The organism is Gryllotalpicola reticulitermitis (assembly GCF_042651345.1).
GTDB lineage: Bacteria > Actinomycetota > Actinomycetes > Actinomycetales > Microbacteriaceae > Gryllotalpicola > Gryllotalpicola reticulitermitis.
This window is the reverse complement of the sequence record NZ_JBHSCN010000005.1, coordinates 678,644-704,290: the sequence shown is the minus strand read 5'-3', so window position 1 is coordinate 704,290 and position 25,647 is coordinate 678,644. Positions and strand designations below refer to the sequence as shown.

26 protein-coding genes are annotated in these 25,647 nt (G+C 70.4%); 11 read left to right on the top strand and 15 right to left on the bottom strand.

Annotation, left to right across the window (positions count from 1 at the left end; translation table 11 throughout):
• Positions 1–68 precede the first annotated feature (68 nt).
• From ACFOYW_RS10415 to cofC, 3 genes are read left to right on the top strand one after another with little or no spacing between them, the layout of a single operon-like run.
• Positions 69–1,079 (top strand): TIGR03557 family F420-dependent LLM class oxidoreductase, encoded by a 1,011-nt coding sequence (locus ACFOYW_RS10415; RefSeq protein WP_390229613.1) that lies wholly within the window; start codon positions 69–71, stop codon positions 1,077–1,079.
• Positions 1,080–1,083: 4 nt separating this feature from the next.
• On the top strand, positions 1,084–1,986 hold the full coding sequence (gene cofE / locus ACFOYW_RS10410; protein ID WP_390228865.1) for a coenzyme F420-0:L-glutamate ligase: 903 nt from the start codon (positions 1,084–1,086) through the stop codon (positions 1,984–1,986).
• Positions 1,983–2,615, top strand: a complete 633-nt coding sequence (gene cofC, locus ACFOYW_RS10405; protein WP_390228864.1) for a 2-phospho-L-lactate guanylyltransferase — start codon at positions 1,983–1,985, stop codon at positions 2,613–2,615. Before cofE ends, cofC begins: the two co-directional genes overlap by 4 nt.
• Positions 2,616–2,741: 126 nt before the next feature.
• On the opposite strand, the gene ACFOYW_RS10400 is transcribed toward cofC, so the two are convergent.
• The 3 genes from ACFOYW_RS10400 to ACFOYW_RS10390 all read right to left on the bottom strand — a co-directional run bounded on the left by ACFOYW_RS10400 (position 2,742) and on the right by ACFOYW_RS10390 (position 5,070).
• A complete protein-coding gene (locus tag ACFOYW_RS10400) occupies positions 2,742–2,978 on the bottom strand; it encodes a hypothetical protein (RefSeq protein WP_390228863.1) in 237 nt (78 codons plus the stop codon).
• Between the two features lie 135 nt (positions 2,979–3,113).
• Complete coding sequence (locus ACFOYW_RS10395; protein WP_390228862.1) at positions 3,114–4,580, bottom strand: MATE family efflux transporter; 1,467 nt, start codon at positions 4,578–4,580, stop codon at positions 3,114–3,116.
• Positions 4,581–4,623: 43 nt separating this feature from the next.
• Positions 4,624–5,070 (bottom strand): MarR family winged helix-turn-helix transcriptional regulator, encoded by a 447-nt coding sequence (locus ACFOYW_RS10390; RefSeq protein ID WP_390228861.1) that lies wholly within the window; start codon positions 5,068–5,070, stop codon positions 4,624–4,626.
• 113 nt (positions 5,071–5,183) lie between these two features.
• On the opposite strand from ACFOYW_RS10390, the gene ACFOYW_RS10385 reads away from it, so the two are divergent.
• A complete protein-coding gene (locus ACFOYW_RS10385) occupies positions 5,184–5,861 on the top strand; it encodes a GNAT family N-acetyltransferase (RefSeq protein WP_390228860.1) in 678 nt (225 codons plus the stop codon).
• A gap of 100 nt (positions 5,862–5,961) precedes the next feature.
• On the opposite strand, the gene ACFOYW_RS10380 is transcribed toward ACFOYW_RS10385, so the two are convergent.
• Complete coding sequence (locus tag ACFOYW_RS10380) at positions 5,962–6,828, bottom strand: aldo/keto reductase (protein ID WP_390228859.1); 867 nt, start codon at positions 6,826–6,828, stop codon at positions 5,962–5,964.
• 122 nt (positions 6,829–6,950) lie between these two features.
• Entirely contained in the window at positions 6,951–7,817 is an 867-nt protein-coding gene (locus ACFOYW_RS10375) for an alcohol dehydrogenase catalytic domain-containing protein (protein WP_390228858.1), read from the bottom strand.
• Positions 7,818–8,123: 306 nt separating this feature from the next.
• Here ACFOYW_RS10375 and ACFOYW_RS10370 point away from each other — a divergent pair, with 306 nt between their 5' ends.
• Complete coding sequence (locus tag ACFOYW_RS10370) at positions 8,124–8,300, top strand: hypothetical protein (protein WP_390228857.1); 177 nt, start codon at positions 8,124–8,126, stop codon at positions 8,298–8,300.
• Here the strand turns inward: ACFOYW_RS10370 and ACFOYW_RS10365 are convergent.
• The 3 genes from ACFOYW_RS10365 to ACFOYW_RS10355 all read right to left on the bottom strand — a co-directional run bounded on the left by ACFOYW_RS10365 (position 8,293) and on the right by ACFOYW_RS10355 (position 12,962).
• Complete coding sequence (locus ACFOYW_RS10365) at positions 8,293–9,831, bottom strand: flavin-containing monooxygenase (RefSeq protein WP_390228856.1); 1,539 nt, start codon at positions 9,829–9,831, stop codon at positions 8,293–8,295. The genes ACFOYW_RS10370 and ACFOYW_RS10365 overlap by 8 nt on opposite strands.
• Complete coding sequence (cofG, locus tag ACFOYW_RS10360) at positions 9,828–12,185, bottom strand: 7,8-didemethyl-8-hydroxy-5-deazariboflavin synthase CofG (protein ID WP_390228855.1); 2,358 nt, start codon at positions 12,183–12,185, stop codon at positions 9,828–9,830. The genes ACFOYW_RS10365 and cofG overlap by 4 nt, the downstream gene beginning before the upstream one ends.
• Positions 12,186–12,362: 177 nt before the next feature.
• Complete coding sequence (locus ACFOYW_RS10355; RefSeq protein WP_390228854.1) at positions 12,363–12,962, bottom strand: TetR/AcrR family transcriptional regulator; 600 nt, start codon at positions 12,960–12,962, stop codon at positions 12,363–12,365.
• Positions 12,963–12,997: 35 nt separating this feature from the next.
• Here ACFOYW_RS10355 and ACFOYW_RS10350 point away from each other — a divergent pair, with 35 nt between their 5' ends.
• Entirely contained in the window at positions 12,998–13,750 is a 753-nt protein-coding gene (locus ACFOYW_RS10350) for an SDR family oxidoreductase (RefSeq protein ID WP_390228853.1), read from the top strand.
• On the opposite strand, the gene cofD is transcribed toward ACFOYW_RS10350, so the two are convergent.
• Positions 13,747–14,769: a 2-phospho-L-lactate transferase gene (gene cofD / locus ACFOYW_RS10345; RefSeq protein WP_390228852.1), complete on the bottom strand. Its 1,023-nt coding sequence runs from the start codon at positions 14,767–14,769 to the stop codon at positions 13,747–13,749. The genes ACFOYW_RS10350 and cofD overlap by 4 nt on opposite strands.
• Before the next feature lie 119 nt (positions 14,770–14,888).
• On the opposite strand from cofD, the gene ACFOYW_RS10340 reads away from it, so the two are divergent.
• The 3 genes from ACFOYW_RS10340 to ACFOYW_RS10330 all read left to right on the top strand — a co-directional run bounded on the left by ACFOYW_RS10340 (position 14,889) and on the right by ACFOYW_RS10330 (position 18,855).
• Positions 14,889–16,226 (top strand): aspartate aminotransferase family protein, encoded by a 1,338-nt coding sequence (locus ACFOYW_RS10340; RefSeq protein WP_390228851.1) that lies wholly within the window; start codon positions 14,889–14,891, stop codon positions 16,224–16,226.
• 62 nt (positions 16,227–16,288) lie between these two features.
• The gene (pyrE, locus tag ACFOYW_RS10335) at positions 16,289–16,837 is read left to right on the top strand and encodes an orotate phosphoribosyltransferase (RefSeq protein ID WP_390228850.1); all 549 of its coding nucleotides are present in this window, start codon (positions 16,289–16,291) and stop codon (positions 16,835–16,837) included.
• The gene (locus ACFOYW_RS10330) at positions 16,834–18,855 is read left to right on the top strand and encodes a hypothetical protein (protein WP_390228849.1); all 2,022 of its coding nucleotides are present in this window, start codon (positions 16,834–16,836) and stop codon (positions 18,853–18,855) included. The genes pyrE and ACFOYW_RS10330 overlap by 4 nt, the downstream gene beginning before the upstream one ends.
• A gap of 3 nt (positions 18,856–18,858) precedes the next feature.
• On the opposite strand, the gene ACFOYW_RS10325 is transcribed toward ACFOYW_RS10330, so the two are convergent.
• The 5 genes from ACFOYW_RS10325 to ACFOYW_RS10305 all read right to left on the bottom strand — a co-directional run bounded on the left by ACFOYW_RS10325 (position 18,859) and on the right by ACFOYW_RS10305 (position 23,453).
• Positions 18,859–19,485, bottom strand: coding sequence for a response regulator (locus tag ACFOYW_RS10325; protein ID WP_390228848.1), 627 nt, complete (start codon positions 19,483–19,485; stop codon positions 18,859–18,861).
• Positions 19,482–20,684, bottom strand: coding sequence for a sensor histidine kinase (locus ACFOYW_RS10320; protein ID WP_390228847.1), 1,203 nt, complete (start codon positions 20,682–20,684; stop codon positions 19,482–19,484). Before ACFOYW_RS10320 ends, ACFOYW_RS10325 begins: the two co-directional genes overlap by 4 nt.
• 8 nt (positions 20,685–20,692) lie before the next feature.
• The gene (locus ACFOYW_RS10315) at positions 20,693–21,496 is read right to left on the bottom strand and encodes an ABC transporter permease (RefSeq protein WP_390228846.1); all 804 of its coding nucleotides are present in this window, start codon (positions 21,494–21,496) and stop codon (positions 20,693–20,695) included.
• Between the two features lie 164 nt (positions 21,497–21,660).
• Positions 21,661–22,578 (bottom strand): ABC transporter ATP-binding protein, encoded by a 918-nt coding sequence (locus tag ACFOYW_RS10310; RefSeq protein WP_390228845.1) that lies wholly within the window; start codon positions 22,576–22,578, stop codon positions 21,661–21,663.
• A gap of 89 nt (positions 22,579–22,667) precedes the next feature.
• Positions 22,668–23,453 (bottom strand): HAD-IIA family hydrolase, encoded by a 786-nt coding sequence (locus ACFOYW_RS10305; RefSeq protein ID WP_390228844.1) that lies wholly within the window; start codon positions 23,451–23,453, stop codon positions 22,668–22,670.
• A 38-nt stretch (positions 23,454–23,491) separates the two neighbouring features.
• Between ACFOYW_RS10305 and ACFOYW_RS10300 the strand changes: the two genes are divergently transcribed.
• Together ACFOYW_RS10300 and ACFOYW_RS10295 are read left to right on the top strand one after the other, a co-directional pair.
• The gene (locus ACFOYW_RS10300) at positions 23,492–24,136 is read left to right on the top strand and encodes a TrmH family RNA methyltransferase (RefSeq protein WP_390228843.1); all 645 of its coding nucleotides are present in this window, start codon (positions 23,492–23,494) and stop codon (positions 24,134–24,136) included.
• A gap of 77 nt (positions 24,137–24,213) precedes the next feature.
• Entirely contained in the window at positions 24,214–25,041 is an 828-nt protein-coding gene (locus ACFOYW_RS10295; protein WP_390228842.1) for a metallophosphoesterase, read from the top strand.
• 288 nt (positions 25,042–25,329) lie between these two features.
• Here ACFOYW_RS10295 and ACFOYW_RS10290 read toward each other — a convergent pair whose 3' ends face one another.
• Complete coding sequence (locus ACFOYW_RS10290; protein ID WP_390228841.1) at positions 25,330–25,545, bottom strand: hypothetical protein; 216 nt, start codon at positions 25,543–25,545, stop codon at positions 25,330–25,332.
• Positions 25,546–25,647: the final 102 nt, after the last annotated feature.

Below are 25,647 nucleotides of genomic sequence, written 5' to 3'. Positions count from 1 at the left end.
CGCCGGCGAATGCGCCGCGCCCGGCGCCCGCCGGCCGTCGGGCGGCTGCCGCACCCGCCTCTTCGCTCGTGCGCCGGGGCGCCAGCGGGACCATCGGCTATTCGGCCGCCCTCGAGCAGTTCGACCCCGTCGAGGCGGTCGCGCTCGCCGCGTACGCCGAGAGCCGCGGATTCTCGGGCACCATGGCCGACGACCACTTCCAGCCGTGGGTGCCGCAGCAGGGGAACTCATCGTTCGTTTGGAACGTGCTGACCGCGGTCGCCGAGCGCACGACCGGGGACATCGGGCCGGGCGTCACTGCCCCGGTGTTCCGGTGGCACCCGGCGATGGTGGCGCAGGCGAGCGCCACGCTCGGGCTCATGTACCCCGGGCGGCACTGGCTCGGGATCGGCTCGGGCGAGGCGCTCAACGAGCACATCGTCGGCGAGTACTGGCCGGAGGCACCCGATCGCATCAACCGCATGTTCGAGGCGGTCGAGATCATTCAGAAGCTGTTCGCATCAGGCATCCGTCACAGAGATGTGAAACATGACGGTCGCTACTTCAAGCTCGAGTCGACGCGCCTGTGGTCGATGCCGGCGACCCCGCCGGAGATTCTGATCGCGGCCGGCGGCCCCGTCACCGCGAAGCGCGCGGGCAAGGTCGCCGACGGTCTCATCACGGTCGGCGCGCCGGTCGACAAGCTCGCAACCCTTCTCGAGCGCTTCGCCGAGGGGCGGCGCGAGTCTGGCCGCGGCGCAGAGCGCGCGCCCAAGGTGCTGCAGCTCGACCTCTCGTGGGCGGCGAGTGATGACGAGGCGATGCGGAACGCAATCACCGAGTGGCCGAACGGCGGCATGCGGTTCCCGAAGGCCGACCTGCGCAGCCCCTACGAGTTCGAGCAGCTCGCCAAGATGGTGAGACCCGAGGATTTCGCCGGCCGCATGCTGATCTCCGCCGACCCCGAGGTTCATCGGGCGGCGATCCAGCGCTACGTCGACCTCGGCTTCGACCGCATCTACCTGCACAACGTGGGCCGCAACCAGCGCGAGTGGATCGACGAGTTCGGCCGCGAGGTTCTTCCGAAAGTGAGGTGGTGACGGCATGTCGGAAATCGATCACGCGGCGGTCACGTCGCTTGCGTCGGCGGCGGGAGCAGCTGCGCCTGCGGCTTCGGCTGCACCTGCAGCGGCGCTCCCGGCGGAGCGGGTGACCGCGTGGGCGCTCGACGGGATCCCCGAGATCGCGCCCGGTGCGGACCTCGCGGCGCTGATCGGCGACGCGCTCGCCGACGACCCGTCGGGCGTCGTCGACGGCGACATCCTTATCGTGACCAGCAAGATCATGTCCAAGGCCGAGGGGCGGGTGATCGAGGCATCCGATCGGGAAGACGCGATCACCGCCGAGACAGTGCGCGTCGTCGCGACCCGCGCCTACGACGGCGGCGTGACCCGCATCGTCGAGAACCGCCTCGGAGTGGTCGGCGCGGCCGCCGGGGTCGACGCGTCCAACACCCCGGAGGGCACGGTGCTGCTGCTGCCGGTCGATCCCGACGCCTCGGCGCGGCGTCTGGCCGATGAGCTGCGGGCGCGATTCGGGGTGCGGCTCGGGGTGATCGTGTCGGACACCCTCGGCCGCGCGTGGCGGATCGGGCAGACGGATGTCGCGATCGGAGCCGCGGGCGTGCTCGTCATCGACGACCTGCGCGGCTCGACCGACGGGTTCGGGCGGCCGCTCGCGGTCACGGTGCCGGTCGTCGCCGACGAGCTCGCCGCCCTCGGCGACCTCGTGAAGGGCAAGGCGTCGGGGCGCCCCGTAGCGGTCGTCCGCGGAATGGGGCGACTCGTCGCCGACGAAGTGGATTCCCCCGGCGCCCGCACCCTGCCGCGCACGGGCCCCACGGACATGTTCCGGCTCGGCACCGACGAGGCGTACGCCGTGGGCTACGCGGACGCGGTCGCGGGGCGCTCGGCCGATCCGGCTTCCGCCGGGGCGAGCGCATCGTGACCTGGTACGTCACGATCCCGTTCAAGGGCGCTCCGCTGTCGAAGTCGCGCCTCGCCGAGCGCCTCAACGACACGTCGCGGCACGCGCTCGCCGTGGCATTCCTGCAGGACACCGTGAGCGCCGTGCGCCGCACGGCCGACGTGGCATCCGTGCTGATCGTCTCGAACGAGCCCGGACTGACGGCGCTCTTCGCCGTCGAGGCCGAGACGGGGGCGCGCGTCGAGATCGTGCCCGACCCGGGCGACGGATTGAACGCGGCGATCGCCCAGGGCATCCTCGCCGCGCGCGCCGCCGACCCCGATGCGTCGGTAGCGGTGCTGCTGGGAGACCTGCCTGAGCTGACGGCGGACGAGCTGGCGGAAGCGCTGGGTGCGGCGGCCAGGCATCCGCTCGCTTATACAGCGGATGCCTCGGGCACCGGCACCACCATGATCGCGCTCGCTCCCGGAGTCACGGCCGACCCGCGCTTCGGTGTCGGTTCGGCCGCCGCCCACGCCGCCGCGGGCTTCAGCCGGCTCGACGTGCCTGCGTCGTCAGGACTGCGCCGCGACGTCGACGCCCCGCAAGATCTCGACGCGCTGCGCGCCCCGGGCGCGCACACTCGCGCCGTGCTCGCGCTCTCGCGCTAGCACCGCGCGCGACGGAACACGCCCCGCCATCGCTTCGGGGTGAATACCAGCCAGGCCAGCGCCAGATCGCCGAGCAGGATTGCCGCATGCGCTCGCAATCCGAGAATCACCAGACACTGGGTCGCGTCAGCTTTGCTTCTCTGCCTGACGCAGAAGCTTGCTGGTTGCTCGTTCAAGTGTCAGGGATTGACCGACCTCGACACAGCGGTCGAGGCGCGAACCCTCGAGAGTCACCCACACCGGGCCGACCCGTTCGATGTAGCCCTCGACGCCGCGCTCGCTGAGCACCCGGTACAGTCTGTCGCCACGACGCTCGACCTGCCAGCCGCCGCTCGCGGTCTCGCAAGGCGCAACCCGTTTCATCGTCCTACTCCCTCGCCGCAGCCGCGCTCAACGCTGGGGAACCACTATGTTCGCCGCCCCACCACTGCGCCTCGTTCGCAGCAGTGGGCGGTTAACGCGAGTTTCCCTCGCTCGGGGCCACCGCGGGGCGGGACTTTAGTCCTGCACGGCCTCGAGCGGGGCTCCGGCTTGCTCGGGGTTGTCTTCGGCGAGGCCCCGCGCGATGGCGCCGCGCGAGGCGAGCCACAGCACCGCACCGACGAGGAACACGATGATCTCGGTGACCGTCAGCGCCCAGATGATGCCGGGCAGCCCGAACCAGAGGTTGGCGAAGATCACGATCGGGATGAACAGCACGCCCTGCGCCATGGACATCACAATGGCGGGCGTCGCACGCCCCGTGGCCTGGAACAGCGAGGTGATGAGACCGGTGAATCCGTTCACGATCATCGCCGTCAGCTGCGCCACGAGGATGGTGATGCCGACCGCGAACAACGAGCGGTTCGCGAGGAACAGGCCGAGCAGCTGGTCGCGGAACAGGAATACGACGACCGCGAAGGTGAGTGAGATGGCGCCGACCGCGACGGCGGATGCCTTCACCGCGGCGTTCAGCCGAGCCCGGTCCCCTTTGCCGAAGGCGTAGGCGAGCAGCGGCAGGACACCGATCGTGACCCCCATGACGAGGAACTCGGGGACTTGCGCGATTCGCACCGCCACGCCCATTGCGGCGAGCGGCCCGTCGCCGTACGCGGCGGCGAGGTTGTTCAGCACGAGCGAGGTCACGATGAGAAAGGCGGATTGCAGCAGTTCGCCGACGCCGACCCCGAACACGGGCTTCAGCACGGCCGGCGCAAGCGTGAACCAGCGCGGCGCGAGGCTGATGTGCTCGCTGCGGCGGGTGAGCCACGTTGCGAAGTAGACGACGGCGACGGCGTTCGAGAGGCCGATGGCGAGCGCCGCGCCGGCGACGCCCCAGTGCAGGATCAGGATGAACAGCACGTCGAACACCAGGTTCGCGACGGTCGAGGCGATGAGGCCGATCATGGCCTGCCGTGCGGCTCCCTCTGCTCGCACGAGCTGTTCGAGACAGAACGCGACCGCGAGCACAGGCACCGAGACGAGCATGACGGCGACGAAGCTCGTCGTCGGGCCGATGGCGGCGCCGTTCGCGCCGAGCAGGGTGACGAGCGGGTGCAGCAGGAGGAGCCCCGCTCCCCCGAACACGGCACCGACGAGCGCGGACCCCCAGACGGCGAAGGACGAGACGCGCTTGATCTCGGCCGCCTTGCCGGGTTCGTGCTCGGCTGCGCCGAGCAGTCGGGAGATGAGGGCGCCGCCGCCGACGCCGAACACGCCGCCGATGGCCATGACGAGGCCGAGCAGCGGGGTGCCGAAGGTGACGGCCGCGAGCAGGGCCGAGTTGTGCAGCGAGCCGATGAAGCCCGCGTTGATGACGTTGTAGACGGCGCTGACGACCATCGCAGCGGCCATCGGGACGGCGAGGTGCACGAGGGCGCGGGCGATCGGCGCGGCGGAGAGGTACCAGCGGTTGGTGCCGGTGGCGTCGGGGGTGACGGATGCATCGGACGTGACGGATGCCTGTGAAGGCGCGGTTGTAGACATGGCTGTGCTCCTTCGATGAGAGCGGGGTTCGGGGCGCCGGAGATCAGTCCCTGCTCGGGGTGGGCAGGGAGTCGGTGATCTTGGTGAGAAGTTTCTGGAGGGTGGCGCGCTCGGTCGAGCTGAGCGGCGCGAGGATCGTGTCATCGGCCGAGGCCATGGCCGCGTCGAATCCGTGGATCAGTTCTTTGCCGACCTCGGTGGCGTACACGCGCTTGCTGCGCTCGTTGCCCGCTTCGGTGCGCCGCTCGATGAGGCCGCGCTTCTCGAGCCCCTGCAGCAGGCTCGAGACACTCGCCGCGCTCGTGCGGGTGATCTGCGCGATATCGCGCTGAATGGAGCCTGGGTTCTCGACCAGGTACCCGAGCGTGAAGCCCTGTTCGAAGCTGATCTCGCGTTCGCGAATCCAGTCTTCAGCGGCCTTGCGCTGCGCCCACCCGATCCAGCGCAGCTGGGTCAGCGGCCCCGTGCGCAGTTCGTCTCGTGCATCCATAGTCAGAACTCTAACTGTTAGAGATCAAACTGTCAAAGGGCTAACTAAGCGAGCGGCGATGCGGCCGCAGCTGTCACGCGTCGTGGGCGTCGGCGGCCTGCCAGGATGGGGGCGTGGTGTCCGAAGCGCTGATCAGATTGTGGCCGGCGGCTGGAGTGAGCGCGCGGGCCGGCGACCTCGAACTGCGGTGGATCGATGACGAGCTGCTCGTCCAGCTCGCCGAGCTCGCCGCTCGCGGAGTCCACGATGAGGCGGCCATGCCGTTCTACACGGCCTGGACCCGGGGCACTCCCGAGCAGGTCGCGCGCAGTGTGCTCGCCTACCAGTGGTCGATCCGGTCGCGCATCGCCGCGCGCGGGCCGTTCTCGCTCGAGTTGGCGGTGCTCGTCGACGGCGTCGTCGTGGGCAGCCAGGGCGCCGGTGGCGCGGACTGGACCGTGCTGAAGAGCGTCGAGACCGGCTCATGGCTCGGCCGTGAGCATCAGGGGCGCGGAATCGGCACGCGCATGCGCGCCCTCATGCTGCACCTGCTCTTCGAGGGACTCGGCGCCGACGAGGTGACGTCAGGGGCGTTCGCGGACAACGCCGCATCCAATGCGGTGTCCGTCAAGACGGGGTATCTGCCCGACGGCGTCGACAGGCGCGCCCGCGAAGGCGTGGCCGCCGTGGTGAACCGATATCGGATGCCTCGGGCGACGTGGCTCGAGGTTCGTGAGCGCAACGCGACGCTGCTCGGTGCGCCTGTCGTGCTCGCGGGCGTCGATGCGCTCGCGTCGGCGCTCGCGCATTAGGGCCAGACGCCAAGTGCGCCGGACGGACTCGGGCGCGCTGAACGGATGTCCGTTCCACGCACTCGGGTCCGCCCGGCGCACTTGAGCCGGAGGCGGTGACCTACGCGGCCGCGGCGATCGCCTCGAAGTCCTCGTCGGACAGCTGCACCGACGCACCGGCGAGGTTGTCCTCGAGGTGCGCGACGCTCGACGTGCCGGGGATCGGCAGCATCACGGGCGAGCGCTTGAGCAGCCACGCGAGAGCGAGCTGCGACGGCGTCGCGCCCGTCTTCTCCGCGATGGCGGCGAGCGGACCGCCGGGCTCCGAGAGCTTGCCGGTCGCGAGCGGGAACCACGGAATGAAGCCGATGCCGTTGTCGGTCGACCAGTCGAGCAGCTCCTCCGACTGGCGGTTCGTCACGTTGTACAGGTTCTGCACCGAGACGATGGTGGCGACCTTCTGCGCGGCCTGAACCTCGGCGATCGACACCTCGGAGAGGCCGATGTGGCGGATCTTGCCCTCGTCCTGCAGCTTCTTCAGCTCGCCGACCTGGTCCTCGACGGGAACCTCGGGGTCGATGCGGTGCAGCTGGAAGAGGTCGATGCGGTCGACGCCGAGGTTGCGAAGGCTCAGCTCGGCCTGCTGGCGCAGGTAGGCGGGGCGGCCGACCGGCGTCCAGATGTCGGGGCCCTGGCGGGTGAGGCCCGCCTTGGTCGCGATCACGACATCGTCGTTGTAGGGGTGCAGGGCCTTCTTGATCAGCTGCTCGGCAACGACCGGACCGTACGAGTCGGCGGTGTCGATGAAGTTGACACCGAGCTCGACGGCGCGCTTCAGCACGCGCACGGCCTCATCGGGATCCTTCGGGTCGCCCCAGACGCCCTTGCCGGTCAGCTGCATCGAGCCGAAGCCGAGGCGGTTGATGGTGAGGTCGCCGCCGAGCGTGAAGGTGCCGGAGGCTGCTGCGGTCAGTTGGGTATCAGTCAAAACGAGTCCCTCCTCAAGGTGTTCTCGTAGTGGTCAAGTCGTGAGGAGGGGTTCCCATTCCGCGCGGATGCCTATCAGCCCGCACCGGGCGTGTCGTCCGGTGCCCGCGGACAGCAGGGGCGTCAGAGGTCGATGACGACCTTCCCGTGTACGTGCCGTCCGGCCTGCACTTCCACGGCGTCGCGGATCTGCTCGACGGGGAAACTCGCGGCGATCGGCACGCGCAGCTCCTTCGCCGCCACGAGGCGGGCGATCTCATCGAGGGCGCCGGGTGCGGCGTTCGCGCCGTTCGCGGCGGTGATGCCGTCGATCAGAGCGGCGATGGCGGTGATCCGCGCATCCGGGACGCCCAGCTCGCGCGCCGTGAGCGCCGCCTCCGTTCCATACAGGTCGGCGGCTGCGGTGATGCCGCTCGGTGCCACCTCGCGAACGCGCTCGGCCAGACCCTCACCGTAGGCGACGGGTTCAGCCCCCAGGTTGCGCAGAAAGTCGAATGAGGCCGGCGAGCCCGTTCCGATCACCCGTGCACCGGCACGACGCGCGAGCTGTAGGGCGAAGACCCCGACCCCGCCCGCGGCGCCGCCGAGAAGCACGGTGTCGCCGGCTCCTGCGCCGATGACGGCGAGCGCCGCAGCGGCGGTGCTGCCCGCGATCGCGAGAGTGGCAGCGGTGCGGTCATCCAGGCCATCGGGCGTGTGGTGGATGTCGCCACCCGACGTGGCGGTCCCGGCGGCGTCGATGACGACGAAGTCCGCGACCGCGCGGGAGAGCGCCGCCCCGTAGACGCGCTCGCCGACCGCGAACCCGGCGACGCCGTCACCGACCTGGTCCACCACACCGGCGTAGTCCGTTCCGAACCCGGCGGGAAGGCTGAGGCCGAACCGTGCGGCGGTGCCCGCGTCGGAGGTCATGAACCAGTCCATCGGATTCAGCCCGGCTGCCGTCACCCTCACGCGCAACTGGCCGGCGCCGGCACGCGGTGCGATCACGTCAGCGAGTCTGAGGACCTCAGGACCGCCGAACAAATCGAGCAGAACAGCCCTGCTCGTGCTTTCCGGCATCTCAACGCTGTGCTCGCCCATGTGTGCTGGTCTCCTTCGAGTCGAGAGAGTACGTCGAAACGGACTACGCTCCGCTTAATGGCCGACTCTAACATAACCGGAGCGTGATCCGTTTCCCTCGCACCGCTTTCCCGGCTCGGCATCGCCGCGCTCTCCCGCCACGTCTCCACTCGCCAGTCGCGAGTCGCTGATCGACGCAGCGTCGCCAGGAGCGAGGCGAGTAACGTGACGACTATGGCTCAAGGAACCCACAGCGGCCGCGGGACGAACTGGCTGCTGGTCTGGATCGTGATCGCTCTGGTCGTCGGAATCCTGCTCATCGTCGCGGTGAGCATCGACGGCGGCTACCACACCTCGAGCGAGATCCCCGGTGCGGCGGGCCTGAGCGCGACGGTCGGCGCTCTCAGCTGACGGCCGCGCCCGAACTCGCGGGCACCCGCGCGAACGGGGCCGGGTCGAAGGTGGCGTAGCGTTCGCGGAAATCGGCGACGCGGGCGGGCCAGAGCAGGGTCAGGCGACCGGATGCCTCGTCGAGGTACCAGCTCGAGCATCCGCCCCGCGTCCACACCGTACGGCTCGCGAGCCGATCGATCTCGGCCGAGTAGGCGGCTTCGGCCTCCGAGCTGACGTCGAGGGCCTCGCCGGTCGCATCGACGTGGTCGAGCGCGCCGAGCACGTAGTCGAGTTGCGCCTCGATGATCTCGAACGCGGAGGTGTGACCGAGCGCCGCGTTCGGCGCATCGAGCACGAACAGGTTCGGGAAGCCGTTGACCACTGTCGAGGCATGGCTGACCATGCCGTCCTGCCAGTGCTCGGCGAGGGTTTGGCCGTCGCGCCCGGTGACGAGGCGCGCGAACGGCGGTCGTGTCGTCTCGAATCCGGTCGCGAAGATCAGTACGTCGAGTTCGTAGGTGGCGCCGGATGCCGCGATCACGGTTCCCCCGGCGACGGCCGTGAGCGCGCTCGGCTCGAGCGCCACATTCGGTCGCGCGAACGTCGCGAAATAGTCATCGCTGAACACCGCGCGTTTGCAGCCGATCTCATAGTCGGGCGTGAGGGCGGTGCGCAGGGCCGGGTCGGCGACCTGAGCTGCGCGATGCTCATCGGCGCGGTGGCGCAGCGCATCGAGCGCGGGCGAGCCGGCGATGCGCGCATCGAAGAGGCGCTCGGCCTCGGCCGCGAGCTCGGCGCGGTCGGGCTCGTCGTCGCCGGGCGCGACAGCGTGGTCGCCGCGCGGCAGCACCCAGGCGGCGCTGCGCTGAAAGACGGTGACGGATGCCGCATGCTCGGCGACCTCAGGCAGCAGCTGCACCGCGCTCGCCCCGGTTCCCACGACGCCGACGCGAAGACCGTCGAGCGGGCGGTCGTCCCACCTGGCCGAGTGGAAAGCTCGACCCGGGAAGGTGTCGAGGCCGTCGATGCGCGGCGTCTTCGGTTCGCTGAGGCGCCCGGCGGCCATCACCAGAGCTCGCACCGCCAGTTCGCCGCGGGGGGTGGTGAGGCGCCAGCATCCGCTCGTCTCGTCCCAGCTCGCGTGCTCGAGCGGCTCGTTCAGCCGCAGGTGCGGCTCAAGTCCCTCCGCGCGCGCAGTGTCGTGCAGGTAGGCGAGGATCTCGGCGCCGGGGGCGAACACCCGCGACCACGGGTGGGCGGGGCGGAACGAGTAGGAGTAGAGCCGGCTCGGGATGTCGCAGGCGACGCCGGGGTAGACGTTGTCGCGCCAGGTGCCGCCGAGGTCGGCCGCGCGCTCGAGAATGACGAAGTCGTCACGCCCGGCGCGCTTCAATCGCGCCCCCATGCCGAGCCCGGCGATGCCCGCTCCGATGACCGCGACCGAGTGCTCGACGCCAGCGGCGCCGGATGGACTCAGGTGCGCCCGGTGGGCCGCCGTTCGGCGCACCTCGGTCCGTTCGGTGCACGCGGGCGAGGTCGGCAGCGTCACGCCACTTCCTCGTAGGTCGTCGTGCGCTGGCGCACCGGGCGGCCGAGTTCGGCCGCGAGGCGGGTCACGTCGGCGACGGTGAGCTGCCTGCCCTGCTCGGGGCCGGCGTTCGGGTCGAGGGTTCCGTCAAGCAGCACGCCGCCGAGATCGTCGGCACCGCCCGCCAGCACGAGCTGGGCGCCGCGCAGGCCGAGCTTGGTCCAGGCCGCCTGGATGTGATCGATGCGCCCGGCGAGCATCAGCCTGGCCACGGCGTGCAGCGCGCGCGACTCGCGCACAGTCGGGCCGGGGCGGGCGCCGGGAACGCGCACCGGCGACTCGCTCGGCAGCCATGGCATGGCGATGAACTCCGTGAACCCATGGGTGCGGTCCTGCAGTTCGGCGATCTTGCGCAGGTGCGCGACCTGGTCGGCGGCGGTCTCGATGTGGCCGTACACCATCGTCGCGGTCGAGCGCAGACCCACTCGGTGGGCGGTCTCGATGGTGTCGATCCAGACGGATGCCGGGATGTCGGCTCCCCCCGTGAGAACGCCTCGGACGCGGTCGTCGAGAATCCGGGCCGCGGTACCCGGCACGGTGTCGACGCCGGCGTCACGCAAACGTTCGAGCCACTCCGCGAGGGGAACCCCGGCGCGGGCCGCGCCATCGATCACCTCGGCGGGGCGGAAGGCATGCAGGTGCAGCGCCGGCTGCGCCCGCTTGATCGCGCGGACGAAGTCCAGATAGCCGTCGGCGCCGAGGCGAGTGAGCGGCACGCCCTGGGCGCAGATCTCCGTCGCGCCGAGCGCGGCCGCCTCGTCGGCGAGAGCCTCGATGCGGTCGAGCGGAAGCCCGAGCGACGGGTCGAGGTTGCGGTTCACGGCGTAGGTGACCGTGTCGCCGACGTGCTCGTGCCGTACGCGATCCGCGAGCTCGGTGAGGGTTTCGAGGTCGGCGCCGTCCGCGTGCAGCAGGGCCGTGTACTCGGCATCCGTCAGCCCCGCAGGGTCGGCCGCAGCGCGCTTCAGCACCGACTCGAGATAGGCGTCGTGCGCGGCGAGGCCGTAGTCGTCGGCGAGCTCGAGCAGGCGCGGGCGCAGCCGGTCGTCGAACCAGTCGGCGCCGTACGCGGCGTGCCCGGCGCCACTGGCGACAGCGTCGTCGGCGCCCGCGTACGGGCGAGCACCCCGCGCCTCACGCAGGTAGTGCGGGTGCGCCGTGAGCCGCTCCCGCAGCGTGTAGCCGCCTGTCGCAGTGAGACGCGCCAGCTCTTCGATCTGAGGCCACGGCCGCTCGGGGTTCACGTGGTCCGGTGTCAGCGGCGACACGCCGCCCCAGTCGTCGATACCTGCTCTGATCAGGAGCGCCAGCTCATCGGCATCCGTGAGGTTCGGGGGTGCCTGCACGCGCATGCCGGGCCCGAGCAGCACGCGCGTGACGGCGACGGCCGCCGCGTATTCCTGGGTCTCGAGGTCGATCGCGCCCATCATCGCGGTGGCATTCTTCGCGCGGAAGTTCTGCACGATGACTTCCTGAATGTGGCCGTGGCGGGCGTGGGCCGCGCGTAGCGCGAGGATCGCGTCGATGCGTTCGGACGCGTTCTCGCCGATGCCGAGCAGAACGCCGGTGGTGAACGGGATGCGCGAGCGGCCGGCATCCTCGATGACGCGCAGGCGCACGGCCGGGTCCTTGTCGGGCGAGCCGAAGTGCGCCTCGCCCGGCGTCTGCCAGATGCGCGCCGAGGTGGTCTCGAGCATCATGCCCATCGACGGGCCGTAGGGGCGCAGCCGCTGCAGCTCGGCCCACGACATGACGCCCGGGTTGAGGTGGGGCAGCAGTCCGGTCTCGTCGAGGATCAGCTTCGCCATCGCCGCGACGTAGTCGAGGGTCGAGGCGTAGCCGTGCTCGTCGAGCCACTGCCGGGCGATGGGCCAGCGATTCTCGGGGCGATCGCCGAGGGTGAGCAGCGCCTCTTTGCAGCCGAGCGCCGCGCCCTGGCGGGCGACCTCGAGCACCGCCTCGGGTTCCATGAACGGCGAGATCCCGGCCTTGGCGAGCTTCCCCGGGGTCTGCACGAAGATGCAGTAGTGGCATCGGTCCTGGCACAGATGCGTCAGGGGAATGAACACCTTGCGTGAGTAGGTGATGACGCCCGGGCGGCCGGCGTCGGCGAGCCCCGCGTCGCGGATGCGGCCGGCTACGGCCAGCAGCCGGTCGAGATCGGCTTCGCGAGCGGCGAGGAGCGTCTCGGCTTCGTCATGTGTCAGCGCGAACCACGGTTCGGCCGTGCCCTCAAGACGGGCGAGGGCGGCGTCGAGACCGTCTGGGCGGACATACGGCGCGGCGGGGGTACGCAGAAGCAGCGGGACAGCCATGGGTCACCTATAGATAAGGGAACGAATACGGATGCCGGTCCCGCACCCGATCAAAGCTGGATCGCCGCGTCCCGACGGCCCAAATCCAGGCCGCTGCCGATTTCACCAGCCTAACCCGGGGTGCGTCCTCGCACACAGACCGCTTCGAGTCGTCACGCGTCGGACGGGCACGGGCTGTCACATGGTGAACAGCAGGCAGGCGTCCTCGACCATCGCATCGACCCGCGTCGCCGCGATTCGGTCGGCGGCGGCGAAGGCCGCAACCCCCTGCATCGTCGCGATGATGAGCGGGCGAACCCGATCGGCGTCGCCGCCCCTCAGCGCGCCGAGTGCCAGGCCGCGATCGACGAGGGCGCCGAATGCCGCGTAGAGCGGTGCTGTCGCCGTGCGAAGCTCCTCAGCCTCCCGGTTCTTTCCGATCGTGAACATGACGTCGAGCAGCGCGGAGTTGTCGATCGCGAAGCGCACGAAGGTGGACGCGAGGGCTCGGAACTGCGCGTTGAAGTCCGTGCCCGCGTGGTCGACGGCGGCGATGACGAGCTCGCCGAGGCGCTGGTACCCGGCCGCGGCGAGTGCGATGAGCAGCGCATTGCGGTCGGCGAAGTGCCTGCTGGGCGCCGCGTGGCTGACGCCCGCCTTCCGTGCCAGTTCGCGGAGGGTGACGCTCTCGATGCCGTCATCGCGGAGCACCTGTTCGGCGATGTCGAGCAGCGTGGGGCGCAGGTTGCCGTGGTGGTACGGGCGTGGGCTCGCGTCTCGCGTCTCAGATGTAGACATTGACAACACAGTATCACCGTCACACAATGTAGCTCATGACTACATTCTCTGGATCGGCGCTCATCACTGGCGGCACGAGCGGTATCGGTCGTGCAACGGCCGAGCTGCTGCACGAGCGCGGCTACCGCGTGGCCGTCACCGGGCGCAGCCCGGAGAGCGTGGCGCAGGCGCGGGAAGAGCTGCCCGCAGACGTACTGGTGATCCGTGCCGATGCGCGCCGGGTCAGCGAGACGGCCGACGCCATCGCCGAGGTCGGCGAGCGCTTCGGGCACCTGACCACGCTCTTCATCAACGCAGGGATCACGCGCGCCGCCGCGCTCGGGACCGTCGACGAGGCCACGTGGGACGAGATCCACGACACGAACACGAAAGGGTCCTACTTCACCCTGCAGCAGGCGTTGCCGCTCCTCACTGACGGCGCATCCGTGATCTTCACCGGCGGCCTCGGCGCCACGCCGCCCTTCGGCATCGCCGGCGGAAGCGCGACGGCGGCGAGCCGCGGTGCTCTGATCGCGATGGTGTCGTCCCTCGCCCTCGAACTCGCGCCGCGCGCGATTCGCGTCAACGCCGTCAGCCCCGGTGCGATCGAGACGCCGATCTGGGGCAAGTCCGCCGCGCCGGCCGAGGCGGTCGCCGCGCGTAAGGCGGCGATCGCGGCGCGCACCCCGCTCGGGCGCTTCGGGACCGCTCGGGAGATCGCCGAGACCGTCGCGTTCCTCGCCTCTGACGGCGCCGCGTACCTCACCGGGCAGAACATCGTCGTCGCCGGTGGCGGCGGCCTGGGCTAGCCGGCGGAATCGCGCACGCCCTGCGCGAGGTCGAGCGCATCGCCGGCGAGCGCTGCGGAGGTAGCCACGTCGCGCATCCACAGCGGGACGGCGCGCGCGCGGATGCCGAGAGCCTCGACCTCCGGCACGGCCACCGCGTCTTCCTCACCGACGAGCCAGCCGTCGAGCAGGCCCCCGTCTCGGCGTGCGCCGTAGTGCGCCGCGACGGCGCGGGCGGACGTCTCGACGCCGATCGCCGTGAGGCAGGCATCCGCATAGCCGCGCACTGCCGCGCCCCCGATGATCGGCGAGACGCCGACGACGGGAGCCGCCGACGCGTCCAGCGCGGCGCGCAGGCCGGGCACCGCCAGCATGGTGCCGATCGACACCACCGGGTTCGACGGAGCGATCAGCACGACGTCGGCCTGCTCGAGCGCGTCCCGCGCCTCCCAGGTGGCGGAGGCGCCGGTGATGCCGACCTGCACGAATCGCCGCGCGGGCACGCCGGCGCGGTGCTTCACCCACCACTCCTCGAAGTGCACGAGCTCCGGCCCGGAGCCGAGATCGATCTCGACGTGCGTCTCGACGTGCTCGTCGCTCATCGGCAGCAGCCGCACCGGCAGGCCGGCGCCGTCGTGCCAGCGCGCCGTCAGCTTCTCCACGACCGAGGTGAGCGACATTCCATCACGCAGCATCGAGGTGCGGGCGATGTGCGTGCTGATGTCGAGATCTCCGAGCGTGAACCAGGGCCAGCCGACGCCGTACTTCTCCAGCTCAGCCGACACCCGATAGCTCTCGTCGCGCAGGCCCCAGCCGCGCTCGTCGTCGCTGACGCCAGCCAGCGTGTACATCATCGAATCGAGGTCGGGAGTGACGCGCAGGCCGGCGATCCACGAGTCGTCGCCCGTGTTGACGACCGCCGTGACGCGCGGCCGGTCCTCGGCTGCCGGATACCTGCGCTCCAGCTCGGAGACGAGACCACGGGTGAATCGCGCCCCTCCGACGCCCCCGACGAGCACGACGATGTTCTGCATATGCATCCCTTGAGCCTAAGGAGTGCATATGGGTGCCGCCTCTTCGCCGCCACAACGCGCGCAGCGGGCGCTGTTGGCGCCCTGCATCTCACCGATTAGGCAGAGATCGGCACCAAGATAGGGCTATGCCTGAACTCGCCCCGGGGGACCAGCAGCTCGCGTTCGAGCTCGATCGACAGCACGTCTTCCACTCCTGGTCCGCGCAGGCCGGACGGAACCCGGTCGTGCTCGCCGGCGGCAAGGGCGTGCGTCTGTGGGACTTCGACGGCAAGCAGTATCTCGACATGTCGAGCCAGCTCGTCAACGCGAACGTCGGGTACGGGCATCCGCGGATCATCGACGCCATCAAGCGGCAGGCGGATGCCCTCGCAACCGCCGACCCGAAGCACGCGATCCTCGCGCGGGGGCGCGCGGCGCAGCTCGTCGTCGAGAAGGCGAACCTCACGGGCGGCGAGTTCGAGAAGGTCTTCTTCACCAACGGGGGCGCCGACGCCAACGAGAACGCGATCAGGCTCGCGCGCCTCTATACGGGCCGTGACACCGTGCTCAGCCATTACCGCAGCTATCACGGGAACACGGGTGCGGCGATCGTCGCGACCGGCGACGCGCGGCGCACGAAGAATCAGTACGCCCGCGGGCACGTGCATTTCTTCGGCCCGTACCTCTACCGCTCGGAATTCTGGGCGTCGACGCCGGAAGAGGAGTCCGCCCGCGCTGTGCGCCACCTCGAGCGCGTTATCGAGTCCGAAGGCCCCGAAACCATCGCAGCGATCCTGGTCGAGAGCATCCCGGGCACCGCGGGCATTCTGGTGCCGCCGGCGGGCTACCTTGCGGGCGTGCGCGCCCTCGCGACGCGCTACGGCATCGTCATGATCGCCGACGAGGTGATGGCGGGCTTCGGGCGCACGGGCAGGTGGTTCGCGCACCAGGAGGACGGCGTGATCCCCGACCTCATCACGTTCGCGAAGGGCGTGAACTCGGGTTACGTTCCGATCGGCGGCGTCGTCATCCCGCCGGCGATCGCGAACCGCTTCGACGACCAGCCCTTTCCCGGCGGGCTCACCTACAGCGGCCACCCGCTCGGCGTCGCGTCGATCGTCGCGGCGATCGAAGCGATGGGCGACGAGGGGATCGTCGAGAATGCGGCGCGTGTCGGGAAGCAGGCCATCGGGCCGGCTGCGGAGGCGCTGAAGGCGAAGTACCCAGACCTCGTCGGCGACGTGCGCGGTCGGGGCTGCTTCTGGGCGATCGAGCTCGTCGCCGACGCGGAGAGCCGCGCCCCGCCGCCCGACGACGTGATGGCGCGGCTGCGCGCCGCGATGCTCGAGCGCGGACTGCTGCCCTTCGTGCAGAACAACCGGATCCATGTCGTCCCGCCGCTCGTCATCACCGAAGACGAGGTGGCGGAAGGCTTCGGTCACTACGAGGCTGTTCTGGCCGGCGTACTCGCTCACGCGAGCTGAGTCGCTGGCGTCGATTTACCGGGCACCTGTCTCACAGCTAGCGTCCTATTAGAATCGGGCGCGTGACCGACACCCGCCAGCAGCTGATCCACTTCATCAAGTCTGACGCCGTCTTCCACGGCGACTTCACGCTGACGAGCGGCAAGAAGGCCAGCTACTACGTCGACCTGCGCAAGGTGAGCCTCGACCACCGCGTCGCACCTCTGATCGGCCAGGTCATGCTCGAGCTCATCAAAGACATTCCGGGCGTCGCGGCCGTCGGCGGCCTGACCATGGGCGCCGACCCGATCGCCGCCAGCGTGCTGCACCAGGGTGCGTCGCAGGGCTACGGCTATGACGCGTTCGTCGTGCGCAAGGAGCCGAAGGACCACGGTCGCGGCCGCCAGGTCGAGGGTCCCGATCTCGCCGGCAAGCGGGTCGTCGTCGTCGAGGACACGTCGACCACCGGCGGGTCGCCCCTCAAGGCGATCGAAGCGCTCAAGAAGGTCGGCGCCGAGATCGCCGCTGTCGCCGTCGTCGTCGATCGCGCGACCGGTGCGAAAGAGACCATCGAGGCCGAGGGTTACCCCTATTACGCTGCGATCTCCCTCGAGGACCTGGGGCTGGCGTGACCGACGAGCACGATCCGCAGCAGGAGCCCGTTCCGGGCAGCACGGAATGGCTTCTCGCTCAGCTGAGCGGCGGCCGCATCGACTCACGACGTGAGCGGCGTGAGGCCGAGGCGGCGCTCGAAGCGCGGGGCGTGCAACTGCCTGAGACGATCACCGGTGCGATCTCGTTGCCGTCGCTCGACGATGATGCCGGGCCGAATTCCGGTGAGTCGCCGACTGCCGATGAGTCGCCGACTGCCTACGCGGCGCCCGGCGCGGTGAACGACACTGCCCCCGCATCGTCCGATGAACGCCCGAAGGCGCGATTCTCGTGGGAGACCGGCACGCTGCACGCGGTCGAACCGGCCGAACCCGATGCGACCGAGGGGCGGCAGGCCGACGGCGACCCGGAGCCCGCGACCGCGCCCGAGGCCGATGACGGCCGACTCGATGCCCCGCAGGCACCGGATCTGACCTTCGACCGGACCTTCTCGGCGCCCACCGCCCCGGACTCGGCTCCCGCGGACCCGGCAGCGGGTGACGAGACCGAGGTGCCGTTCCGGTGGAACCTGCTGCCCACGGCCGACGCCGACCCCGCGCTCAACCCGAGGATCGAGCTGCCCGACCCGCCGCGACCCGCACCGACGCTCGCGGTGCCGGCGGCGGCGCCCCTGATCGCACCTAAGCCGATCTTCCCGGCGGAGGCCGCCCCGGCACCCGATTCCGCGCTGACCGCGGACGCAGCACACGTGCCAGACGAAGCGCCGACGGCGGACGCGACACCAGCGGCGGACGCCGTGCCGACTGCGGACGCAGCGCCGGCTGCGGATGCGGATGCGCAGAAGGATGCGTTGCCGCAGCCCCCGTTGCTCATCCCGCCGCCCGCAGGGCCGCCGCACCCGCCGCTTCCGCCGGGAACGACGGCGCACGAGTTCGATCCGTTCGCGCAGGACCTCTTCGCGCCCCCGGCTGCGACGGGTACGCCCGTGCCGTCCGTCGACGAGTTCACGATTCCCGACGAGGAGCGCGAAGCGCAGGCATCCGTCTCTACACAGGCGATGCCGACGCAGGGCTCGCCGGCAGGGGCCCCGCAGGCGGGGAACGCGCCGACGCAGCAGGCCGCGGCGTCGGGGCCCGGCGCCGAGGCCGACGGGGCGCGCGCTGCGGCGGACCGCGACGCGCAGGTGAGTTCCGAGTGGACCGACATCGCCGACATGCTCGGGGCGCACCCCGAGACGGTCGAGAACTCGATCGTTCCCGAATGGCCGCCGCCCGAGGGCACGTTCGAAGGCTTCGCTCAGGCTGTCGCGCCCGCGGCCGATGTGCTCGCGCAGGCGGTCGGGCCCGTGGTGGCGGCGCGCCAGGCATCCGCTGGGTCCGATATCGAGCCGGCCGCGCCGCGCCGCCGGCCGCCGGTGAATCGCTGGCTGCTGATCGTGGTGATCGTGCTGGCGATCGTGCTCATCGCCGTGGTGCTGTTCACAGTCGGCCGGGCAGTCGCGAGCGGGCGGCAGCAGACGCCGGCGGCCGCCACGAGCCATTCCGCGGTGGCGCGGCCGAGCGCCAGCGTGACGCCGTCACCGGTCGTGACGCCGAGCGCGACTCCCGCGGTGAGCGACACGCCGGCGCTGCCTCCGACGGGAACGCTGCCGGCCGGCCAGACCTACCAGTGGGACCAGCTGCGCGGCGGCGAGTGCATCGACCCGTTCGGTGGCGCATGGGCCCAGCAGTACGCGGTCGTCGACTGCGACTCGCAGCACGCCGCGCAGCTCGTCTACACGGCGCCGTATTCGGCCGACCCCGCCGCGGCGTTCCCCGGCGAGGCGGCGATCGCGAGTCAGATCAACCTGCTGTGCAGCAAGCCGGGCGTCGTCGACATGACGGCCGCCGGTGCTTACAGCGACGTGCAGCTCGTGGCGAGCTACCCCGTGACGGCGGCGCAGTGGGCCGCCGGTCAGCGCAACTACTACTGCTTCGTGACGCGCGCGTCCGGCCAGCCGCTCACGAGCTCGGTGCAGGGCCCCGGGCCCGGCCAGTAACGGTCACAGGACCCCGAGCTCCTGCGCGCGGGTCACGGCACGGGTGCGGGCCGTCACGTCGAGCTTCTCGAACACGTGCAGCAGGTGCGTCTTCACCGTCGCCTCCGAGATGAACAGCTCGGCGGCGATTCGGGCGTTGCTGTGGCCGGCGGCGACGAGCTTCAGCACCTCGAGCTCGCGCGCTGACAGTCTCGGCGTGGTCTTCGCCGACCGGAGCCGCCCGACGAGTGCTGCGGCGATCGACGGCGCGAGGGCCGTTCTGCCCGCCGCGACCGCTCGCACCGCGGCGAGGATCTCCTCCGCAGGCGCGGCCTTCAGCAGGTATCCGCTCGCCCCGGCCTCGATCGCCGCGATGATGTCGTCATCGGTGTCGTATGTCGTGAGCACGAGCACGCGCGGCGGGTTCGCGGTGGCGAGCAGGCGTTCGGTCGCGGCCGCTCCGCCGAGCGCGGGCATGCGCAGATCCATGAGAACGACGTCGGGGGCGGATGCTTCGGCCTGAGCCAGCGCGTCGACACCGTCGACCGCTTCACCGACGACATCCATGTCAGGGGCAGCGGCGAGGGTCGCGACGACCCCGCTGCGAACGATGGGGTGGTCGTCGGCGACGAGGACCCGGATCGGCGTCATGCGACGCCGCCCGCGATTCCGGGCACGAGCGGCATGGTGACCGCGAGCTCGGCGCCCCCGCCCGGCCGCGCGGCGAGGGTGAGCCGACCCCCGAGCATCCCCACGCGCTCGCGCATGCCGGCGATTCCGAAGCCGCCGTCGGTGAACGACGACGCCGCATCCGGCCCGACGCCGTCGTCGATCACGCGAAGGGAGATCGCGGACTCGGCGCCGGCCTCGCGCGCGACGATCTCGACCGCCACGTGGCTCGCGCGTGCGTGCTTGCGCACGTTCGCGAGGCCCTCCTGCGCGCAGCGCAGCAGCACCACCTCCTGTTCGCGCGGCAGCCGCCGCTCGCAGACGCGCGTCTCGACGACCACGCCGGTCTCGCGCTCGAAGCGCGCAGCGAGTCGGCCGAGCGCGTCCGCGAGCCCGGACCCGGGGGTGGCCGGCGTCATCGTGGTGACGAGAGCGCGGGCTTCCGCGAGCGCCTCGCGCGCGGTGGCCTCGATGAGGTCGAGTTGGGCCGAGGCATCCGTTCGCCCCTGCGCGCGCAGCGACGTGCCGGCGCGCTCGGCGAGCATCACGAGCCCCGTGAGCGTCTGCGTCACCGTGTCGTGCAGCTCGCGAGCGAGCCTGGCGCGTTCGCTGGTCTCGCCCGCCTCGCGGTGCATGGCGGCGAGTTCGTCCTGCGCGGCGGTCAGCTGGTCGAGCAGGCGTGCGCGCTCGGTGCCGTAGTCGACGATTCTGCTGATCCAGATGCCGATCACCAGCGAGAAGATCACCGAGAGCACGGCGACCCCGAGCGCGGTCAGCCAGCCGGCCAGACCCTCCCCGGTCGCCGGGCTGAGCCCGTAGCCGAGAAAGACGGCCGCTCCGATCGCGCCGTTCGCGACGATCGCAGCACGCAGGCGCCACGGCAGCGTCCAGACCAGCGGATACGCGACGCACTGCAGCGTTGCGAGCGCCGGATAGCTGTACACCGCGATGCCGAGGATCAGGATCGGAAGCGCGGCCGAAAGGAACAGCCTGAGGGTCATCGGGCCTTCCGGGCAGCCGAACTGGCGACGCGCGAGCAGCACGTAGACGAGGGCGAACGCGATGAGCGCGCCCCAGCTGACCAAACTGCGGTTGAACGGCGACGACGCGGCGAGCAGCACGGCGCAGGCGATGAGCCCCGCGGCCATGACGCCGTCCCACCAGCGCGCTTGAACGATCATGCGTCTAGTCAGGCATCCTTCCGGATCCAGCGGAAGGTCAACCTGGTCACGACGAGACCCACGACGAGCCAGCCGGCGAGCACGAGCGCGATGTAGCCGAGGTGCCACTGGCCGCCGACCTCCAGCGACTTGAACTGGTCGGGCAGGAAGACGGAGCGCATGCCCTGCGCCATCCACTTCAGCGGGAAGAAGCTGGCGACAGTCTGCATCCAGCTCGGCAGCTGCGAGAACGGCAGGTAGACGCCAGAGATGAACTGCAGGAAGAGCAGCAGCGGGATCACGACCGCCGTGGCGCTGCGGCCGCTGCGCGGCACGGCCGAGAGCGCCATTCCGAGCAGGCCGCAGGCGAGCAGGCCGAGCACGAAGATCCACAGCAGCTGCAGGTACTTGGCCGGCTCGGTCGGCAGCTTGACCCCGAAGACGACGGCGGCGAACGCGAGCAGTACGAGCAACTGGATCGCGCCCGTGACGAAGGTCGACGCGAGCTTGCCGATGAAGTACGAGAGAGGCGGCAGCGGCGTCCCGCCGAGACGCTTGAGCGTGCCGTTGCTCTTCTCCTGCGCGATGCTCACCGCAAGATTTTGCACACCTGAGAGCAAGATACCCGCAGCGACCATGGCCGGCAGGTAATACGTCGCGAAGTTGACCTCGTGGCCGCGCGGCCCGATGCCGCCCATCGCACCGAATGCGGCCGAGAAGATGCCGAGCATGATGACCGGGAACAGGAAGGTGAAGAAGACCGCGTCGAATTCGCGGAAGTAGGAGATGAACTCGTATTTCGTGCGGACGGCGCCGAGGTTGACGACACTCATGATCGCGCCGCCTCGGCGCGCTCGGCGGTGCCGAGCGCAGAGAAAACGATACTCATGATCGCGCCGCCTCGGCGCGCTCGGCGGTGCCGAGCGCAGAGAAAACGGTACTCATGATCGCGCCGCCTCGGCGCGCTCGGCGGTGCCGAGCGCAGAGAAAACGGTACTCATGCCACGAGCTCCTCACTGTGCTGCGAATCATGCTGCGGATCGTCTGTGGTGTGCCGGATCAGCTCGAGGTAGATGTCCTCGAGGCTCGGTCTGATCACTTCGAGCCCTGGCGGTTCGCCGTCGAAGCGCGCGGCGAGCTCGGTGACGAGACGGCCGGGCTCGTGCGTGCGCTGCTCTCGGACCTCCGAGCCCTCACGCCAGCGCACGAACGGCACCCGTGCCTCCGCTCCGCCGATCTCGTCGACGCGCCCGATATCGACGAGCTTTCCGGCCGCGATGATCCCTACACGGTTCGCCAGCTGCGCGGCCTCGTCGAGGTAGTGCGTCGTGAGCAGGATCGTCGTGCCTTCGGCCTGCAGGCCCTTGACCAGCCCCCAGAACTCGCGGCGTGCCACCGGGTCGAAACCGGTCGTCGGCTCGTCGAGGAACAGCAGCTCAGGGCGCCCGATGACGCCGAGGGCGACGTCGATGCGGCGCCGCTGGCCGCCCGAGAGCTTCTGCACCCGCGCGTTCGCCTTCTCGGTGAGGCCGACGGCCGCGATCACTTCGTCGACGTCGCGCGGGCGCGGGTAGAAGGAGGCGAACTGAGCGAGCGTCTGCCGCACGGTGAGCACGTTCTCGTCGTTGGTCGACTGCAGCACGATCCCGATGCGCGCCTTCCAGTCGAGCAGGGCGCGGCCGCGCAGGTGCTGCGGGTCGGCTCCGAGCACGGATACCTCGCCGCCGCTGCGATCGTGATAGCCCTCGAGGATCTCGACCGTCGACGACTTGCCCGCGCCGTTCGGCCCGAGCAGGGCGAAGACCTCGCCGTGGCCGATGCTGAAGTCGATGCCGTCGACCGCGAGCACCGCGCTCTGGCCGACGCCGTAGCTCTTGCGCAGCCCGGAGACTTCGATGACGGATTCGGATGCCATGCGACCAGAGTGCTCCGCGGGCACTCGGTTCGGTAGCGCCTGAGTGGTGGAATCCGGCATCCACCGATCGGTGGACCGCGGCGCATTGCCTACTCGGCCGCGCGCACCAGCTGGGTGACTCCTGACAGCACCTCGTCGGGTCGGAACGGGTACTTCGAGATCTCGGAGTCGTCGGCCGTGATGCCCGACATGACCAGGACCGTGTAGAGGCCCGCCTCGATGCCGGCGACGATGTCGGTGTCCATGCGGTCGCCGATCATCGCCGTCGTCTCGGAGTGGGCGCCGATCTTGTTCATCGCCGAGCGGAACATCATCGGGTTCGGTTTGCCGACGATGTACGGCTCGCGGCCCGTCGCCTTCGTGATGAGCGCGGCGATCGCCCCCGTCGCGGGCATCGGGCCCTCGGTGCTCGGGCCGGTCGCATCGGGGTTCGTGGCGATGAAGCGCGATCCGCGCATGATGAGGCGGATCGCCTTCGTGATCGCCTCGAAGCTGTAGTTACGGGTCTCGCCGACGACCACGAAGTCGGGGTCGGTCTCGGTCATGATGAACCCGGCCTCATGCAGGGCCGTCGTGATACCGGCCTCGCCGATGACGAAGGCGCTGCCGCCGGGCATCTGGCTCGAGCAGAAGTCGGCGGTGGCGAGCGCCGAGGTCCAGATGCGCTCCTCCGGCACGGAGATGCCCGACTGCCGCAGACGTGCGGCGAGGTCGCGTGGCGTGAAGATCGAGTTGTTGGTCAGGATCAGGTATTCCGTGCCATCGGCCTGCCACTGCGCGAGCAGGTCGGCCGCACCCGGCAGCGCCTTGTTCTCGTGGACGAGCACGCCGTCCATGTCGGTGAGCCAGGAGACGACTTCGCCGCGTTCGCGCATACGACGAGCGTAGCGAAGCTCTCCCTTACCCTGAGTCGGTGACCACCCCCGAGCCGTCCCCCACGCCAGAGCTCACGACGCACGGCGTGGGACCGTGGGTCGGCGACTGGCCTACGGGGGCGGAATACGACGCAGAGCTGCTCCGCAGCGGCGACACCCGCAACGTCATCGACCGGTACCGCTACTGGACGATGGAGGCCATCGTCGCGGACCTCGACGCGCACCGGCATCCGTTTCACGTCGCCATCGAGAACTGGCAGCACGACCTCAACATCGGCTCGATCGTGCGCAGCGCGAACGCGTTCCTTGCCGACACCGTGCATATCGTCGGGCGCCGCCGATGGAACAAGCGCGGCGCAATGGTGACCGACCGCTACCAGCACGTGCTGCACCACGACACGATCGAAGACCTGGTGGCCTGGGCGTCCGATCGCTCGCTGCCCATCATCGCGATCGACAACGTGCCCGGTTCCGTGCTGATCGAGACGTTCACGCTGCCGCGCGAGTGCGTGCTGCTGTTCGGGCAGGAGGGTCCGGGCCTGACGGACGCCGCGATCGCCGCCGCCGACGCGGTCGTCGAGATCGCGCAGTTCGGCTCGACCCGCTCGATCAACGCCAGTGCGGCCGCGGCCATCGCCATGCACGCGTGGGTCGTTCAGCACTCGGAGCTGCCCACGCGCTGAGCGCCGTGACCGTCGCCCGCGACGCCTGCCGGTGACTCCGGCCCGCAATGTCACCGGCACGCGCTAACGTGCGGCCCATGAGCTTGCGCATCCTCCACCTCTCCGACACGCACCTGCTCGCCGACGCCGACGCGCGCCACAACGGCGTCGACACGACGGCCGCCCTCGACCGCGTTCTCGAGCGTGCCGCGGTCATCGAGGGGGTCGGGCTCGTCGTCGTGAGCGGCGACCTGAGTGAAGACGGCTCCGCCACCGCCTACGCGAAGCTGCGCGATCGCATCGAGCCGTTCGCGGCCGCTCGTGGTGCTGCGACCGCGTATGTGATGGGCAACCATGACCTGCGCGAGGGCTTCGAGTCCGTTCTCGGTGCACGCGACGGGGTGGTCGAGGTGGGGGGCTTCCGGGTCATCCGTCTTGACACCTCGGTGCCCGGGGCCGGCTACGGCGAGCTCTTCGCCGACCAGCTCGACTGGCTCGGCGAGCAGCTCGCGTCGCCGGCCGCGCACGGCAGCGTCGTCGTGATGCACCATGCGCCCGTTCCGGCGTGGAGCGTGCTGCTGCATGCGCTCGAGCTGCAGCGGGCGGACGGCGTGCTCGAGGCGCTCGCTGCGGGCGACGTGCGCCTCGTCCTGAGCGGCCACTACCACCACTCGGTCGCGACGCGCGCAGGCGGGCTGCCGGTCATCGTCGCGCCGGGGGTGACGAACACGACCGATGCGGTGGCGCCCGGCGGCCATGAGCGCGCCGCCGCCGGCAGCGGGTTCGCCGTGATCGACCTGCCCGAAACCGGTGAACCGGCGGCGACGTTCGTGAGTGTGGCCGGCCCTGACGACGGGCGCTGGCTTTTCGACATGGATCCGGAGCGCGTCGATGAGGTGGCGCGGGCGTTCGGCCCGCGTTCCTGAGGACACCTCACGGTCCCCTTTTGGGGGGACACTGGACATTTTCAGATTCGCCCTGCAATAGTGGACGGCACTGATGTCACGACACCGTAAGAGCTCCAAACCGGCGGTCGATGTAGCCCGCTCGCGTCACCCCGCAGTGCTGGGCGGCGTGATCGGCGGTGCGTTCGCGCTCGCCGTGGGTGTCGGCGCTTTCGCCGTCGTCGTCAGCTCGGGAGCTGGGGTCGACTTCACGTTCAGCCCTCAGTCCGCGAACGCATCGGTCATCGACAGCAGCGGACCCGTGGTCTCTCACGACGGCGCGAGCGCAACCGGGGCGTCGAGCCCGAGGCCGGTTCCGGCCGTCACTGCGTCGCCGAGCGCGGTGAAACGACCCACGGCCACCACGTCGTCCGTCTCGGTGCCGTCCGTCGCCTCGGCGTCGAGCGGGTCGACTGCGGCTACCACCCCGTCGTCAGCACCGAAGTCGACCGCTGCCGCGTCGTCATCGTCGTCGACCCATGGCACTCAGGTGGCGGCGGCGCCGGCGTCGCCCTCGCCGCGGTCCACTCCGAGCCCGACGGCGACCGCGACCGCCGCGGCGCACCCGAGCCCGGCGCCGTCCGCCAG